Origin of the sequence: Streptomyces sp. NPDC003023 (assembly GCF_042888225.1) — a bacterium.
Lineage (GTDB): Bacteria > Actinomycetota > Actinomycetes > Streptomycetales > Streptomycetaceae > Streptomyces.
On sequence record NZ_JBIAPL010000003.1, the window covers coordinates 510792 to 527731 of the forward strand.

General features: G+C 66.0%; 11 protein-coding genes and 1 tRNA gene. All 12 read right to left on the bottom strand.

Annotated features, from left to right (window positions below; genetic code table 11):
* Positions 1–145 precede the first annotated feature (145 nt).
* Positions 146–2272, bottom strand: a complete 2127-nt coding sequence (gene fusA / locus ACFYV1_RS14140; protein WP_389395721.1) for an elongation factor G — start codon at positions 2270–2272, stop codon at positions 146–148.
* Between the two features lie 38 nt (positions 2273–2310).
* Positions 2311–2781, bottom strand: a complete 471-nt coding sequence (gene rpsG, locus ACFYV1_RS14145; RefSeq protein ID WP_147987673.1) for a 30S ribosomal protein S7 — start codon at positions 2779–2781, stop codon at positions 2311–2313.
* Positions 2782–2783: 2 nt separating this feature from the next.
* Entirely contained in the window at positions 2784–3155 is a 372-nt protein-coding gene (gene rpsL / locus ACFYV1_RS14150; protein ID WP_003948652.1) for a 30S ribosomal protein S12, read from the bottom strand.
* 1199 nt (positions 3156–4354) lie between these two features.
* Complete coding sequence (locus ACFYV1_RS14155; RefSeq protein WP_389395722.1) at positions 4355–8269, bottom strand: DNA-directed RNA polymerase subunit beta'; 3915 nt, start codon at positions 8267–8269, stop codon at positions 4355–4357.
* 124 nt (positions 8270–8393) lie between these two features.
* Positions 8394–11879 (bottom strand): DNA-directed RNA polymerase subunit beta, encoded by a 3486-nt coding sequence (gene rpoB, locus ACFYV1_RS14160; protein ID WP_389395723.1) that lies wholly within the window; start codon positions 11877–11879, stop codon positions 8394–8396.
* 566 nt (positions 11880–12445) lie between these two features.
* Complete coding sequence (rplL, locus tag ACFYV1_RS14165; RefSeq protein WP_142214215.1) at positions 12446–12829, bottom strand: 50S ribosomal protein L7/L12; 384 nt, start codon at positions 12827–12829, stop codon at positions 12446–12448.
* Between the two features lie 133 nt (positions 12830–12962).
* On the bottom strand, positions 12963–13493 hold the full coding sequence (rplJ, locus tag ACFYV1_RS14170) for a 50S ribosomal protein L10 (RefSeq protein ID WP_389395724.1): 531 nt from the start codon (positions 13491–13493) through the stop codon (positions 12963–12965).
* A gap of 439 nt (positions 13494–13932) precedes the next feature.
* Positions 13933–14661 carry a 50S ribosomal protein L1 gene (gene rplA / locus ACFYV1_RS14175; protein ID WP_389395725.1) on the bottom strand — a complete coding sequence of 243 codons (729 nt, stop codon included), beginning with the start codon at positions 14659–14661 and terminating at the stop codon, positions 13933–13935.
* Between the two features lie 80 nt (positions 14662–14741).
* Positions 14742–15176: a 50S ribosomal protein L11 gene (gene rplK / locus ACFYV1_RS14180; protein WP_005313632.1), complete on the bottom strand. Its 435-nt coding sequence runs from the start codon at positions 15174–15176 to the stop codon at positions 14742–14744.
* Positions 15177–15341: 165 nt separating this feature from the next.
* Entirely contained in the window at positions 15342–16244 is a 903-nt protein-coding gene (nusG, locus tag ACFYV1_RS14185; RefSeq protein WP_389395726.1) for a transcription termination/antitermination protein NusG, read from the bottom strand.
* 73 nt (positions 16245–16317) lie between these two features.
* On the bottom strand, positions 16318–16605 hold the full coding sequence (gene secE / locus ACFYV1_RS14190) for a preprotein translocase subunit SecE (protein WP_389395727.1): 288 nt from the start codon (positions 16603–16605) through the stop codon (positions 16318–16320).
* A gap of 107 nt (positions 16606–16712) precedes the next feature.
* Positions 16713–16785, bottom strand: a tRNA-Trp gene (locus ACFYV1_RS14195).
* Positions 16786–16940: the final 155 nt, after the last annotated feature.

A 16940-nucleotide genomic window follows, 5' to 3' on the forward strand; every position in this document is an offset into this window, starting at 1 on the left:
GAGTGGTTCTGTACGCCTTACTCATCGGCGCCAGGTGATCTTTGCTGGATGGCCGGGGCCCGGGGCATTCCGGTCGCATTCTTGCGAAACGGCTGGAATGCCCTCGGGACTCCGGTGACAAGCCTAAAGCGTGAACTCGGAAGAGTTACTCGCCCTTGGCCTTCGCGATGATCTCCTCGGCGACGTTCCGGGGAACCTCGGCGTAGGAGTCGAACTGCATCGAGTAGCTTGCGCGACCCGAGGTCTTGCTGCGGAGGTCTCCGACGTAGCCGAACATCTCCGAGAGGGGCACGAGGCCCTTCACGACGCGAGCGCCGCTGCGCTCCTCCATGGCCTGAATCTGACCACGGCGGGAGTTGATGTCGCCGATGACCTCACCCATGTAGTCCTCGGGCGTGGTGACCTCGACGGACATCATCGGCTCGAGCAGCACGGGAGAAGCCTTGCGCGCGGCCTCCTTGAAGGCCTGCGAGCCGGCGATCTTGAACGCGAGCTCGGAGGAGTCGACCTCGTGGTAGCCACCGTCGAGAAGAATGACGCGGACGCCCGTCATCTCGTACCCGGCCAGGATGCCGAACTGCATGGCCTCCTGCGCACCGGCGTCCACCGACGGGATGTACTCCCGCGGGATACGGCCACCGGTGACCTTGTTCACGAACTCGTACGACGCCTCGCCGCCCTCGATGGGCTCGATCGCGATCTGCACCTTGGCGAACTGACCGGTACCACCGGTCTGCTTCTTGTGCGTGTAGTCGTGACGCTCGACGGTCTTGCGGATCGTCTCACGGTACGCGACCTGCGGCTTACCGACGTTCGCCTCGACCTTGAACTCGCGACGCATACGGTCGACGAGGACGTCGAGGTGAAGCTCGCCCATACCACCGATGATGGTCTGGCCGGTCTCCTCGTCCGAGTGAACCTGGAAGGAGGGGTCCTCCTCCGCGAGACGCTGGATGGCGACACCCAGCTTCTCCTGGTCACCCTTGGACTTGGGCTCGATCGCGACCTGGATGACCGGCGCCGGGAAGTCCATGGACTCCAGGATCACCGGGTTCTTCTCGTCGCACAGCGTCTCACCGGTGGTGGTCTGCTTCAGGCCCATCACGGCGACGATGTCGCCGGCGCCCACCGACTCGATCTCCTCACGCTTGTTCGCGTGCATGCGGTAGATCTTGCCGATGCGCTCCTTCTTGCCCTTGACGGAGTTCAGCACCGAGGTGCCGGCCTCCAGGCGACCCGAGTAGACCCGGATGAAGGTGAGCTTGCCGAGGTGCGGGTCGCTCGCGATCTTGAACGCGAGGGCCGACAGCGGCTCGCTCTCGGACGGCTTGCGCGAGACGACCGTCTCCGGGTCCTTGACGTCGTGGCCCTCGATGGCCTCGACGTCCAGGGGGGACGGAAGGTAGCGCACGACGGCGTCGAGCAGGGGCTGCACGCCCTTGTTCTTGAACGCGGTACCGCAGAACACCGGAGTGACCGTGGTGTCGCCGCCCTTGCCGGACGCGATGGTGATACGACGGATCGCGGCGAACAGCTGCTCCTCGGTGGGCTCGGTGCCCTCGAGGTACAGCTCCATGATCTCTTCGTCGTTCTCCGCGACGGTCTCGACCAGCTTGCCGCGCCACTCCTCGGCGGCCTCGGCGTGCGTGGCCGGGATGTCGACGGTGTCGTACATCTCGCCCTTGGTCGCCTCGGCGGAGTAGATGTACGCCTTCATGCGAACCAGGTCGACGACGCCCTTGAAGTCCGCTTCGGCGCCGATCGGCAGCTGCATCACGATCGGGGTCGCGCCGAGGCGGTTCACGATCATGTCGACACAGCGGTGGAACTCGGCACCGGTGCGGTCGAGCTTGTTGACGAAGCAGATACGCGGCACGCCGTAGCGGTCCGCCTGACGCCAGACGGTCTCGGACTGCGGCTCGACACCGGCGACACCGTCGAACACCGTGACAGCGCCGTCGAGGACGCGGAGCGAACGCTCCACCTCGACGGTGAAGTCGACGTGACCCGGGGTGTCGATGATGTTGATGGTGTGATCGACGTCGTCGAGCGGCCAGTGGCAGGTCGTCGCGGCGGACGTGATCGTGATGCCGCGCTCCTGCTCCTGCTCCATCCAGTCCATCGTGGCAGCGCCGTCGTGGACCTCACCGATCTTGTAGCTCACACCGGTGTAGAACAGGATGCGCTCGGTGGTCGTCGTCTTGCCCGCGTCGATGTGGGCCATGATCCCGATGTTGCGGACCTTGGCCAGGTCAAGCGAAGTGGTGGCCATAAGGCTCAATCTTCTCTCGGTCTCGATGTGGGTAGCGACTACCAGCGGTAGTGCGCGAAGGCCTTGTTGGACTCGGCCATCTTGTGCGTGTCCTCACGCTTCTTGACCGAAGCGCCGAGGCCGTTGGAGGCGTCGAGCAGTTCGTTCATGAGGCGCTCGGTCATGGTCTTCTCACGACGGGCGCGGGAGTAACCCACGACCCAGCGGAGCGCGAGGGTGGCGGCGCGACCGGGCTTGACCTCGATCGGCACCTGGTAGGTGGCGCCACCGACACGGCGGGACTTGACCTCGAGAGAGGGCTTGACGTTCTCGAGGGCGCGCTTCAGCGTGATGACCGGGTCGGCGCCGGTCTTCTCGCGGAGGCCTTCCATGGCGCCGTAGACGATCCGCTCGGCAGTGGAACGCTTGCCGTTGAGCAGGATCTTGTTGATGAGCGAGGTCACCAGAGGAGAACCGTAAACCGGGTCGATGATGACCGGGCGCTTCGGGGCGGGGCCCTTACGAGGCATTCTTACTTCTCCTTCTTGGCGCCGTAGCGGCTGCGGGCCTGCTTGCGGTTCTTGACACCCTGGGTGTCGAGCGAACCGCGGATGATCTTGTAACGAACACCAGGCAGGTCCTTCACACGGCCGCCACGCACGAGCACGATGGAGTGCTCCTGCAGGTTGTGTCCCTCACCCGGGATGTAGGCCGTGACCTCGATGCCGGAGGTCAGACGCACACGCGCGACCTTACGGAGGGCCGAGTTCGGCTTCTTCGGGGTGGTCGTGAACACACGCGTGCAGACGCCACGACGCTGAGGGGAACCCTCGAGTGCGGGCGTCTTGTTCTTCTCGACCTTGTCCTGCCGGCCCTTCCGGACCAGCTGCTGGATCGTAGGCACTACTTCTCCGGTTTCTGTGTGCCGTCAGTGAAGCTAACCTGGAACATCGCCGACCCACGCGGTCGGGTGTGTCGAATGCTGCAGACCCCCGCCGACAGGCGGAAGGAGCGCAGATTGCGGTGGCCGATATCTGACTCGCCATGCGGTTGAGGACACGCACAGGAGCCCAGGCACACCCCAGGCACAAGGTCTGAGCGTACCTACCGTATCCACTCCGGTCAAAACAAATGCCCACGCGCAGGACGGCCCGGCCGACCTCGGCGAACGCCGGGACCCGGCGCGTCGCGGGCCACCGTCGCCCCGGACGACCGATGGATCACGCCGGGGCCCGCCCTCGACGCGAGAACAGCGATCAGCGCGACCTCTCGCAGGGTGCCACGGGCGGAATTCCTCCGTCGCACACACCGGCCGAATTCACCCTCACCCCCACAGGATTCTGCTGTGCCGCTTCCGCGAATCGAGAAGAACCTCCGGACACCGGAAGCGCCCGGCGGGAAATCCACACGGACCGCCATTCCGCAGCCCGGGGAGGGAGCCCTCACGAGGAGCGGGAAGCATGCGGCGCATCCCGTGGCGAGAGCGTCCGACACGGCGCGCCACCCCTCTGTTTCCGGCCGCGGGGGGCGCGCGAAGGCGGCGGCAGAGCCCGGCACCAGCACGATACGGCCGCCCTCACAGGAGACCGTCGACCGGTACACGCGACTCCCCAGGGTCGCCGCTCGGTCGGGGAGTACCAGAAGAAGCGCAACTCCCGCATAAGGAAAAGTGCGCCGAAAATTGCATTCAGCTGCCACACGAGCAATTGCACTCCGGGGCTCTCCATACATTACCGGGACGGCAGGCCCAGGAATGCGGCGGACGTTGCCCAGAATTGCCGGCCTACCGCCGCTCACGCCGGTAGAAGCGAATTCGCCGATATTCAGGAGAACTGAAACTAGGAAAGGCGGACAGTTCCGGAAGAAATCTCACAGAGGCCGAGACGGAGCGACCGTCACGTTGTACCTGATGATCGCCGTAATCCAGGTCGACGCCACAGCGCACCGGTCGGCGCCGACGAGTCGGAACGGCTGCGCGGCTCGCTCGAGACCGGGTCACCCGCGCCGGCGGGCCGGTGGCCCCTGTGCCGCGTACAACCCCGGAGAACGCCGCAGGGCGGCCACCCCCTTAGGGGTGACCGCCCTGCGGCGTTGACGTACGCCTTACTGGTTGTACGGACCGTAGTCGTAGTCCTCCAGCGGAACGGCCTGGCCGGAGCCCGTGCCGAACGGCGAGTAGTCGATGTCGTCGTAGCCGACGGCCGAGTACATCGCGGCCTTGGCCTCCTCGGTCGGCTCGACCCGGATGTTGCGGTAGCGGGACAGGCCCGTACCGGCCGGGATGAGCTTACCGATGATGACGTTCTCCTTGAGGCCGATCAGGGAGTCGGACTTGGCGTTGATCGCCGCGTCCGTCAGAACCCTGGTCGTCTCCTGGAAGGACGCCGCCGACAGCCAGGACTCGGTCGCCAGCGAGGCCTTGGTGATACCCATCAGCTGCGGACGGCCGGAGGCGGGGTGACCGCCCTCGGTGACCACACGACGGTTCTCGGTCTCGAACTTCGAGCGCTCGACGAGCTCGCCCGGCAGCAGCTCCGCGTCGCCGGACTCGATGATCGTCACACGGCGCAGCATCTGCCGGATGATGATCTCGATGTGCTTGTCGTGGATCGACACACCCTGCGAGTTGTAGACCTTCTGGACCTCGCCGACCAGGTGGACCTGGACCGCGCGCTGACCGAGGATCCGCAGCACGTCGTGCGGGTTGGTGGCACCCACGGTGAGCTTCTGGCCCACCTCGACGTGGTCGCCCTCGCCGACCAGCAGACGGGCACGCTTGGAGATCGGGAACGCCGTCTCGTCGCTGCCGTCGTCCGGGGTGACGACGAGCTTCTTGGTCTTCTCGGTCTCCTCGATACGGACGCGGCCGGCCGCCTCCGAGATCGGGGCGACACCCTTGGGCGTACGAGCCTCGAAGAGCTCGACGACACGGGGCAGACCCTGGGTGATGTCGTCACCGGCCACACCACCGGTGTGGAAGGTACGCATCGTCAGCTGCGTGCCGGGCTCACCGATGGACTGGGCGGCGATGATGCCGACCGCCTCACCGATGTCGACCAGCTTGCCGGTGGCCAGCGAACGGCCGTAGCAGTAGGCACAGGTGCCGACCGCGGACTCACAGGTCAGGACCGAGCGGGTCTTGACCTCCTCGACACCGGCCGCGACGAGCGCGTCGATGAGCACGTCACCGAGGTCGACGTTGGCAGGCGCGATGACCTTGCCCTCGACGACGACGTCCTCGGCGAGCATCCGGGCGTAGACGGAGGTCTCGACGTCCTCGGTCTTGCGCAGGCTGCCGTCGGCGCCACGCTCCGCGATCTTGAGCTTGAGGCCGCGGTCGGTGCCGCAGTCCTCCTCGCGGATGATGACGTCCTGCGAGACGTCCACCAGACGACGGGTGAGGTAACCCGAGTCGGCGGTACGCAGGGCGGTGTCCGCCAGACCCTTACGGGCACCGTGCGTGGAGATGAAGTACTCCAGCACGGACAGGCCCTCACGGAAGGACGCCTTGATCGGACGCGGGATGGTCTCGTTCTTGGCGTTCGACACCAGACCACGCATACCGGCGATCTGACGCATCTGCATCATGTTTCCGCGAGCACCCGAGTTGACCATCATGGAGACGGGGTTGGTCTTCGGGAAGTTCGCGTTCATGGCCTCGGCAACCTCGTTGGTCGCCTTGGTCCAGATCGCGATGAGCTCCTGAGTGCGCTCTTCCTTGGTGATCAGACCGCGCTCGTACTGCTTCTGGACCCGCTCGTCCTGCTCCTCGTAGCCCTTGACGATCGCCTTCTTGGCGTCGGGCACCACGATGTCGGAGATGGCCACGGTGACACCGGAACGGGTCGCCCAGAAGAAGCCCGCCGCCTTCAGGTTGTCGAGCGTCGCCGCCACGATGACCTTGGGGTAGCGCTCGGCCAGGTCGTTGACGATCTCGGAGAGCTGCTTCTTGCCCACCGTGTAGTCGACGAACGGGTAGTCCTCGGGCAGCAGCTCGTTGAAGAGCGCGCGGCCCAGGGTGGTGCGCAGACGGAACGAGTCCCCCTGCTGCCACTCGCCTTCCCCGACGCCGTCGTCCGCTCCATCCTGAGCCGGCGGGGTCCAGCCGCGCGGCGGGATGGTGCCGACCGGGAAGCGGATGTCGATCTTCGCCTGGAGCGACAGCTCCCGGGCGTCGAACGCCATGATCGCCTCTGCGGTGGAACCGAAGGAGCGGCCGTCACCGATGACCTTGCGCTCCTCCTCGTCCGTGGTCAGGAAGAAGAGGCCCAGCACCATGTCCTGGGTCGGCATGGTGACCGGACGGCCGTCGGCCGGCTTGAGGATGTTGTTCGAGGACAGCATCAGGATGCGGGCCTCGGCCTGCGCCTCCGCGGACAGCGGCAGGTGCACGGCCATCTGGTCACCGTCGAAGTCCGCGTTGAACGCGGTGCAGACGAGCGGGTGGATCTGGATGGCCTTGCCCTCGACCAGCTGCGGCTCGAAGGCCTGGATGCCGAGGCGGTGCAGCGTGGGCGCACGGTTCAGCAGCACCGGGTGCTCGGCGATGACCTCTTCGAGGACGTCGTACACCACGGTGCGGCCACGCTCGACCATGCGCTTGGCCGACTTGATGTTCTGCGCGTGGTTCAGGTCGACCAGACGCTTCATCACGAACGGCTTGAAGAGCTCCAGCGCCATGGCCTTGGGCAGACCGCACTGGTGCAGCTTCAGCTGCGGACCGACGACGATCACGGAACGCGCCGAGTAGTCGACACGCTTGCCGAGCAGGTTCTGACGGAAGCGACCCTGCTTGCCCTTCAGCATGTCGCTGAGGGACTTCAGCGGACGGTTGCCGGGGCCCGTGACCGGGCGACCACGACGGCCGTTGTCGAAGAGGGCGTCGACCGCCTCCTGGAGCATCCGCTTCTCGTTGTTCACGATGATCTCGGGGGCACCGAGGTCGAGCAGACGCTTCAGACGGTTGTTGCGGTTGATCACGCGGCGGTACAGGTCGTTCAGGTCGGAGGTCGCGAAGCGGCCACCGTCCAGCTGCACCATCGGACGCAGGTCCGGCGGGATGACCGGCACGCAGTCGAGCACCATGCCCTTGGGGCTGTTGGACGTCTGCAGGAACGCGGAGACGACCTTGAGGCGCTTGAGCGCACGGGTCTTCTTCTGGCCCTTGCCGGTGCGGATGATCTCGCGGAGACGCTCGGCCTCCTCCTCGAGGTCGAAGGACTCCAGGCGCTTCTGCAGCGCCGCGGCACCCATCGAGCCGTCGAAGTACGTGCCGAAGCGGTCACGCAGCTCGCGGTAGAGCAGCTCGTCGCCCTCGAGGTCCTGGACCTTGAGGTTCTTGAAGCGGTTCCACACCTCGTCGAGACGGTCGATCTCGCGCTGGGCGCGGTCGCGCAGCTGCTTCATCTCACGCTCGGCGCCCTCGCGCACCTTGCGGCGCACATCGGCCTTGGCGCCCTCGGCCTCGAGCTCGGCCAGGTCGGTCTCGAGCTTCTTGGCACGGGCCTCGAGGTCCGCGTCGCGGCGGTTCTCGACCTGCTGACGCTCGACGGAGACGTGGGCCTCCAGCGAGGGCAGGTCACGCGTGCGGCGCTCCTCGTCCACGAACGTGATCATGTACGCGGCGAAGTAGATGACCTTCTCGAGGTCCTTCGGCGCCAGGTCCAGCAGGTAGCCCAGACGCGACGGGACGCCCTTGAAGTACCAGATGTGGGTGACGGGAGCGGCCAGCTCGATGTGGCCCATCCGCTCACGACGCACCTTGGCGCGGGTGACCTCGACGCCACAGCGCTCACAGATGATGCCCTTGAAGCGGACACGCTTGTACTTGCCGCAGTAGCACTCCCAGTCCCGGGTCGGACCGAAGATCTTCTCGCAGAAGAGTCCGTCCTTCTCGGGCTTGAGCGTGCGGTAGTTGATGGTCTCCGGCTTCTTGACTTCGCCGTGGGACCAGGTCCGGATGTCGTCCGCGGTGGCGAGGCCGATCCGCAGCTCGTCGAAGAAGTTGACGTCGAGCACTGTGCGTCAATCCCTCTTTCGGGGTTGTGCCCCTCGCGTTAGCGAGAAAAAAGGCGCTTCATCATGGTCTGAACGGTCCCGGGGATGGCGGGGGCTCCTTTGTGGGAAGCCCCCGCCAGGCCCGTCAGACCTCTTCGACGCTGCTCGGCTCGCGCCGGGACAGGTCGATACCGAGCTCCTCCGCAGCGCGGAAGACGTCCTCGTCCGTGTCGCGCATCTCGATGGACATACCGTCCGAGGAGAGCACCTCCACATTGAGGCAGAGCGACTGCATTTCCTTGATGAGCACCTTGAAGGACTCGGGAATGCCGGGCTCGGGGATGTTCTCGCCCTTGACGATGGCCTCGTAGACCTTCACGCGGCCGGTCACGTCGTCGGACTTGATCGTCAGCAGCTCCTGGAGGGCGTAGGCGGCGCCGTACGCCTCCAGTGCCCACACCTCCATCTCACCGAATCGCTGGCCACCGAACTGGGCCTTACCACCCAGCGGCTGCTGGGTGATCATCGAGTACGGGCCGGTCGAACGGGCGTGGAGCTTGTCGTCGACCAGGTGGTGGAGCTTGAGGATGTACATGTACCCGACCGAGATCGGGTCCGGGAACGGCTCGCCGGAGCGGCCGTCGAACAGGTTCGCCTTGCCGGACGACTGGACCAGGCGGTCGCCGTCACGGTTCGGGATCGTGGCCTCGAAGAGGCCGGCGATCTCGTCCTCGCGGGCACCGTCGAAGACCGGGGTCGCGACGTTGGTGCCGGGGGCGACCTGGTCGGCGCCGATGGCCTGCAGACGCTGGGCCCAGTCGTCGGCCAGCCCGGAGACGTCCCAGCCGCGGCTGGCGAGCCAGCCGAGGTGGATCTCGAGGACCTGTCCCGGGTTCATTCGGGACGGGACACCGAGCGGGTTGAGGATGATGTCGACCGGGGTGCCGTCCTCCAGGAACGGCATGTCCTCGATCGGGAGGATCTTCGAGATGACGCCCTTGTTGCCGTGACGGCCGGCGAGCTTGTCACCGTCGGTGATCTTGCGCTTCTGGGCCACGTACACGCGGACCAGCTGGTTGACGCCCGGGGGAAGCTCGTCGCCCTCCTCGCGGTCGAAGACGCGCACACCGATGACCTTGCCGGTCTCGCCGTGCGGCACCTTCAGCGAGGTGTCACGGACCTCGCGCGCCTTCTCACCGAAGATCGCGCGGAGCAGGCGCTCCTCCGGGGTCAGCTCGGTCTCGCCCTTGGGCGTGACCTTGCCGACCAGGATGTCGCCGGCGACGACCTCGGCACCGATACGGATGATGCCGCGCTCGTCGAGGTCCGCCAGGACCTCCTCGGAGACGTTCGGGATGTCCCGGGTGATCTCCTCGGGGCCGAGCTTGGTGTCACGGGCGTCGACCTCGTGCTCCTCGATGTGGATCGAGGAGAGGACGTCGTCCTGCACGAGGCGCTGCGACAGGATGATCGCGTCCTCGTAGTTGTGACCCTCCCACGGCATGAACGCCACGAGCAGGTTCTTGCCGAGCGCCATCTCACCGTTCTCGGTGGCGGGGCCGTCGGCGAGGACCTGACCCTCGATGACGCGGTCGCCCTCGGCGACGACAACCTTCTGGTTGACCGAGGTGCCCTGGTTGGAGCGGGAGAACTTCGCGATGCGGTACGTGGTGTACGTGCCGTCGTCGTTGGCGACGGTGACGTAGTCGGCAGAGACCTCCTGGATCACACCGTCCTTCTCCGCCTTGATGACGTCACCGGCGTCGGTGGCACAGCGGTACTCCATGCCGGTGCCGACGAGCGGGGCCTCCGCCTTGATGAGCGGAACGGCCTGACGCATCATGTTCGCGCCCATGAGGGCACGGTTGGCGTCGTCGTGCTCGAGGAACGGGATCATGGCCGTCGCGACCGACACCATCTGGCGCGGCGAGACGTCCATGTAGTCGACCTCGGTCGGCGGGACGTAGTCGACCTCGCCGCCACGACGGCGGACCAGCACGCGGGCCTCGGTGAAACGAAGCTCGTCGTTCAGGGTCGCGTTCGCCTGGGCGATGACGAAGCGGTCCTCCTCGTCGGCGGTCAGGTAGTCGACCTCGTCGGTGACCTGGCCGTCGGTGACCTTGCGGTACGGGGTCTCGACGAAACCGAACGCGTTGACCCGGCCGTAGGAGGCGAGCGAGCCGATCAGACCGATGTTCGGGCCTTCGGGGGTCTCGATCGGGCACATGCGGCCGTAGTGCGACGGGTGCACGTCACGGACCTCGAAGCCGGCCCGCTCGCGGGAGAGACCACCCGGGCCAAGAGCCGACAGACGGCGCTTGTGGGTGAGACCCGACAGCGGGTTGTTCTGGTCCATGAACTGCGACAGCTGGCTGGTGCCGAAGAACTCCTTGATGGAGGCGACGACCGGCCGGATGTTGATCAGGGTCTGCGGCGTGATCGCCTCGACGTCCTGGGTCGTCATCCGCTCACGCACGACGCGCTCCATACGAGCCAGACCCGTACGGACCTGGTTCTGGATGAGCTCGCCGACGTTGCGCAGACGACGGTTGCCGAAGTGGTCGATGTCGTCGGTCTCGACGACGATCTGGGTGCCGGACTCGCCCACCGTCTCGGTCTCGCCGGCGTGCAGCTTGACCAGGTACTTGATCGTGGCGATGACGTCGTCGGTGGTGAGCACGCCGGCGTCCAGCGGCTCTTCCGCGCCGAGCTTCTTGTTCACCTTGTAGCGGCCGACCTTGGCGAGGTCGTAGCGCTTCGGGTTGAAGTAGAGGTTCTCGAGCAGCGTCTGAGCGGCCTCGCGCGTCGGGGGCTCGCCCGGACGCAGCTTGCGGTAGATGTCGAGCAGCGCGTCGTCCTGGCCCTGGGTGTGGTCCTTCTCCAGGGTGGCGCGCATCGACTCGTACTCGCCGAACTCCTCGAGGATCTGCTCGGTGGTCCAGCCGAGAGCCTTCAGGAGGACGGTGACGGACTGCTTGCGCTTGCGGTCGATGCGGACACCGACCATGTCGCGCTTGTCGATCTCCATCTCGAGCCAGGCACCCCGGGACGGGATGATCTTGGCGGTGAAGATGTCCTTGTCGGACGTCTTGTCGATGGAGGAGTCGAAGTAGACACCCGGCGAGCGGACCAGCTGGGACACCACGACACGCTCGGTGCCGTTGATGACGAAGGTGCCCTTGTTGGTCATGAGCGGGAAGTCGCCCATGAAGACCGTCTGGGACTTGATCTCGCCGGTCTCGTTGTTGGTGAACTCGGCCGTGACGAAGAGCGGGGCAGCGAACGTGAAGTCGCGCTCCTTGCACTCGTCGATCGAGTTCTTCGGGGGCTCGAAACGGTGGTCGCGGAAGGTCAGCGACATCGACCCGGAGAAGTCCTCGATCGGCGAGATCTCCTCGAAGATCTCTTCCAGACCGGACTTGGTGGGGACGTCCTGTCCGCTTTCGAGAGCCGCCTCGACACGAGCCTTCCATGCGGCATTGCCGAGCAGCCAGTCAAAGCTCTCGGTCTGCAGCGCGAGGAGGTTCGGAACCTCGAGGGGCTCCTTGATCTTTGCAAAGGAGATGCGCAGCGGGGCAGTGCTGGCGCCGTTGTTCGTATTCGCGGTCGAGGCGTTGCGCGAGGCGGCCAAGAGGGGGTCCTTCCGAGGGCTCGGACTCACTACGCGCGTACCGGTCCCATGCTGTTCACGGCGGGAGAAACCCCAGCTGGGGAATGCTCTTCAACCGATGCTCAGACACGGGCATGCCCCTGGTGACGGGCAGAGGGCAGCTAACAGGCAGCGCAAAGGGTCAGTGTAGCCACTTGGCACACTGATGTCCAGTGCGGGTTTTCGAGACCCTCGAGACCCTCGTTTTTCTCATCTCCGCTGCGAACCCCATGCGCCGTGAGGCGCACATCGATACTGCCCGTTCCGTCGTCGATCCATGCCTCGGAACGTGGATCGTTGTGACGACGCGTCCTGAGAATTGCGCGCTGCGTGCAGTTCGTCAAGGCCCCCTGCCCTGAGCTGCTGCTCAGGGTCCTCGTCGGCCGCCGCGAGGGGCGCACGGCGAAGATCACCATACTCCCCGAGGCGGGAAGAGCAAGGCAGCCTCCACTGGCACGCCGAAGCACGCCGAAGGGCGACCACCCGCTTGGGTGATCGCCCTTCAGTGTGTGCGCGTTACAGCGCGGGAGTCAGCGGACTCCGTGGGGTCACTTGACCTCGACGGAGGCGCCGGCGGCCTTGAGGGACTCGGCAGCCTTCTCCGCGGCCTCCTTGGCGACCTTCTCGAGGACCGGCTTCGGGGTGCCGTCGACGAGGTCCTTGGCCTCCTTCAGACCCAGGGAGGTCAGCTCACGCACGACCTTGATGACCTGGATCTTCTTCTCGCCGGCACCGGTGAGGATGACGTCGAACTCGTCCTGCTCGGCCTCGGCCTCGGCCGGGGCGGCAGCGGCGCCACCGGCGGCAACGGCGACCGGGGCGGCGGCGGTGACGTCGAACTTCTCCTCGAAGGCCTTCACGAACTCGGAGAGCTCGATGAGGGTCATCTCCTCGAACTGCGCAAGCAGGTCGTCCTGGGACAGCTTCGCCATGATGGCGTCCTTCCACTCATTCGGCAGGTGCCGTGTGTACATGTGAGGCGGGCGTTCGCCTGACGGCGTTACTTCGTTGACGTTCGGCCCGCTGCGACCGTCGCCTCAGGCGGCGGTCAATGCGCGAGCCGAATTACTCGGCACCGCCCTGCTCGGCCTGCTTGGCACGAAGCGCCTCCGCGGTGCGGACGAACTTCGAGGGAAGCGCCTGGAAGAGCGCGGCAGCCTGGGACTGCTTGCCCTTCATGGCGCCCGCCAGCTTGGCGAGCAGAACCTCGCGGGACTCGAGGTCCGCAAGCTTCTTGATCTCATCGGCGGACAGCGCCTTGCCGTCAAGGACACCGCCCTTGATGATCAGGTTCGGGTTGTCCTTGGCGAAGTCACGAAGACCCTTCGCCGACTCCACCGGGTCACCGGTGATGAAGGCAACCGCCGTCGGACCAGTGAAGTGGTCGTCGAGCGAGTTGATCCCGGCCTCGTTGGCCGCAATCTTGGTCAGCGTGTTCTTCACCACGGCGTACTGGGCGTTCTCACCGAGCGAACGGCGCAGCTCCTTGAGCTGAGCCACGGTGAGACCCCGGTACTCGGTCAGCACGGCGGCGTTCGAGCTGCGGAACGACTCCGTCAGCTCGGCTACCGCGGCAGCCTTGTCGGGCCTTGCCATGAGCGTCGGCCTCCTTCCGGGTGATGAGGACCGCTCAGAAGGGGCTGAACAAAACGAAACGCCCCGGCGCAGGCGCACGGGGCTCAGCTCGACCGGAATTGCTTCCGGGAACCATCCACAGTCACCTGCGCGGGTCGTCCGCTGCTGAGCGGATCCTTCGGCCACCGGACCCTCGGAAGGAGAGCACGGCAACGACCAGCGGTCTTTGGCTTCTGGGGAAGAGTACGGGAATGGTTCCCCGTCAGGCAAATCGGGTCATCGACGGCGGCCGACCCACCGGCCCCACGCCGTCCCCGCACCTCGCGGTCGCGCTCCCGAAGGCCGCCGCGGCCGCGGTGCGGGCCGCACCGGGCTCCAGGAGCGCCCGCCCACGACGACGGGCCCCGCAGACCTCGAAGAGGTCTGCGGGGCCCGTCAGAGGCACGCGAGCCGGTCAGGCTCAGACCGCGGCCGGGTCCTCCTCGACGAGGAGGTTGCGGGTGCGGTTGGAGTCCAGCGGGATGCCGGGGCCCATCGTCGTGGCCATGGTCGCCTTCTTGATGTAGCGGCCCTTCGCGGCGGACGGCTTCAGACGGAGGATCTCCTCCAGCGCCGCCGCGTAGTTCTCGACCAGCTTCGTCTCGTCGAAGGAGACCTTGCCGATGATGAAGTGCAGGTTCGAGTGCTTGTCGACACGGAACTCGATCTTGCCGCCCTTGATCTCGGTGACGGCCTTGGCGACGTCCATGGTGACGGTGCCGGTCTTCGGGTTCGGCATCAGACCACGCGGACCGAGCACGCGACCGAGACGGCCGACCTTGCCCATGAGGTCCGGAGTGGCGACAACCGCGTCGAACTCGTTCAGGCGGTTGCCCTTGGAGATCTCGTCGATCAGTTCGTCGGAGCCGACGATGTCGGCGCCCGCGGCTTCCGCGGCCGCAGCACGGTCACCGGTCGCGAAGACCAGGACCCGGGCGGTCTTGCCGGTGCCGTGCGGAAGGTTGACGGTGCCACGGACCATCTGGTCGGCCTTACGCGGGTCAACGCCCAGACGGAAGGCGACCTCGACGGTGCCGTCGAACTTGGTGCCGGCGGTGTCCTTGGCGAGACGGACGGCCTCGAGCGGGGCGTAGTTGCGCTCCCGGTCGATCTTGGCGTCCGCAGCGCGGAGAGTCTTGCTGCGCTTCACTTCTGCTCCTGATGTGTTGAGCGTGGAGTCGTGGTGCGGACCAGCGCTTGGTCCTACCACTGGGGCTTGCTAGGGGGCTGTCAGCCCTCGACCGTGATGCCCATGGAACGGGCGGTGCCGGCAATGATCTTCGACGCGGCGTCGAGGTCATTGGCGTTCAGGTCGGGGAGCTTCGTCGTGGCGATCTCGCGGACCTGGGCAGCCGTCAGCTTGGCGACCTTGGTCTTGTGAGGCTCGCCGGAGCCCTTGTCCACACCCGCGGCCTTGAGGATCAGCTTGGCGGCCGGCGGAGTCTTGGTGATGAAGGTGAAGGAACGGTCCTCGTAGACCGTGATCTCCACCGGCACGACCATGCCACGCTGCGACTCGGTCGCGGCGTTGTAGGCCTTGCAGAACTCCATGATGTTGACGCCGTGCTGGCCCAGTGCGGGGCCGACCGGCGGAGCCGGGTTGGCCGCACCGGCCTGGATCTGGAGCTTGATAAGCCCCGTGACCTTCTTCTTCTTGGGAGGCATTGCTCTCTCCGGGTCCTAGTGAGAGTTTTCCGCCTGCCATCCGATCATCCGGATGGAGGCATACCGCACAACGATAACGGGTATCCATGTGCGGCCAAAAACCGAGCAGGTCAGACAGCCTGTGAGAGGCGGTCTGACCTGTTCGGAAGTCTTGCGTCCGAGACGCTAGTTCTTCTGGATCTGGTCGAAGCTCAGCTCGACCGGAGTCTCGCGGCCGAAGATCTCGACGAGGCCCTTGACCTTCTTCGAGTCGGCGTTGATCTCGTTGATCGTGGCCTGCAGCGTCGCGAACGGTCCGTCGGTGACGGTGACCGAGTCGCCGACCTCGAAGTCCAGCACCTGGACCTCGACCTTGCGGGCCGGAGCCGGCTTGCCCTCGGCCTCGGCGGCCTCGCGGGCGGCCTTCTCCTCGGCCTCCGGGGCGAGCATCTTGACGATCTCGTCCAGGGTCAGCGGGTACGGGTCGTAGGCGTTGCCCACGAAGCCGGTGACGCCGGGGGTGTTGCGGACGACGCCCCAGGACTCGTTCGTCAGATCCATGCGGACGAGCACGTATCCGGGCAGCTTGTTCTGCCGGACGTTCTTGCGCTCGCCGTTCTTGATCTGGACGATCTCTTCCTCGGGGACCTCGGCCTGGTAGATGAAGTCCTCGACGTTCAGCGAGACGGCGCGCTGCTCCAGGTTGGCCTTCACGCGCTTCTCGTAGCCCGCGTAGGTGTGGATGACGTACCACTCGCCAGGCAGGCCGCGAAGCTCGTCGCGGAGAGCGGCGACCGGGTCGACCGGGGCCGCCGGCTCCTCCTCGGCCTCTTCCGCCTCTTCCGCGTCGGCGTCCTCGACGTTCTCGGCGTCCGCCTCGTCGTCGACGGTCTCGGCGTCGGCCTCGTCCTCGTCGACGCTCTCGACGTGCAGGGCCTCTTCCTCGGCCGGCTCGCCGGCCGCGGAGTCGGCAGCCTCGGCCTGGTCCGGCTCCACTGCGTCCGCCGCCGCGACGATGTCGAGCTCGTCCTCGGCGGACTCGAAGCTCTCGCCGGAACGGTCGGCGTCGTTCAGGTTCGGGTCAGACACGGTGGCTGCTTCTTCCTGGATACAGATGGGTGGAACATGCGAAAGGGGCGCCGATTACGGCGCCCTCCGCGGATCAGCCGAAGACGTACTTGACGGCTTCCTGGAAGCCGTAGTCGAGCGCGAGCACGAGACCGATCATGATCACAACGAAGATGATCACGACTGTGGTGTACGTCGTCAGCTGGTTGCGAGTCGGCCAGACAACCTTGCGAAGCTCGGCGACGATCTGGCGGTAGAAGAGTCCCAGACGGCCGAGCGGGCCCTTCTTGCCGCGCTTGCCGCCCTTGCGGGCCTTCTTCTTCGACTCAGGAGTCTCGTCCTCGGCATCAGGCATGTCGATGGAGCCTACGGCGTCCGTCAAGATCTCTCACCTGATTCCCGGGTCGTGGCCGTGCCGCGCCCGGTTGAGCCGCACGGCGGTGCAGTGAAGTACGTACATGCGCACACAGTCCGGCGGAGTGTGTGTAGCAGGGCCGGAGGGACTTGAACCCCCAACCGCTGGTTTTGGAGACCAGTGCTCTACCAATTGAGCTACGACCCTTTGTGACTTCCCCAACCTACCGCATCCGTCCGGATGCACTAAGTGCCCGGCTCGGACGTGGCTGGTGAGGGCCAACAGCCAGTGAGTGTACGTGTTCCCAGGCCCGGCGTCGAACACAAAGCCCCGCCGTCCGTTTCCTGTCGACCCCGCCGACC

What these genes read in the sequence shown, in the direction of transcription:
- fusA (WP_389395721.1), bottom strand. Translation starts at nt 2,272, where the DNA reads ATGGCCACCACTTCGCTTGACCTGGCCAAGGTCCGCAACATCGGGATC.
- rplL (WP_142214215.1), bottom strand. Translation starts at nt 12,829, where the DNA reads ATGGCGAAGCTGTCCCAGGACGACCTGCTTGCGCAGTTCGAGGAGATG.
- rplK (WP_005313632.1), bottom strand. Translation starts at nt 15,176, where the DNA reads ATGCCTCCCAAGAAGAAGAAGGTCACGGGGCTTATCAAGCTCCAGATC.
- rpsG (WP_147987673.1), bottom strand. Translation starts at nt 2,781, where the DNA reads ATGCCTCGTAAGGGCCCCGCCCCGAAGCGCCCGGTCATCATCGACCCG.
- rplJ (WP_389395724.1), bottom strand. Translation starts at nt 13,493, where the DNA reads ATGGCAAGGCCCGACAAGGCTGCCGCGGTAGCCGAGCTGACGGAGTCG.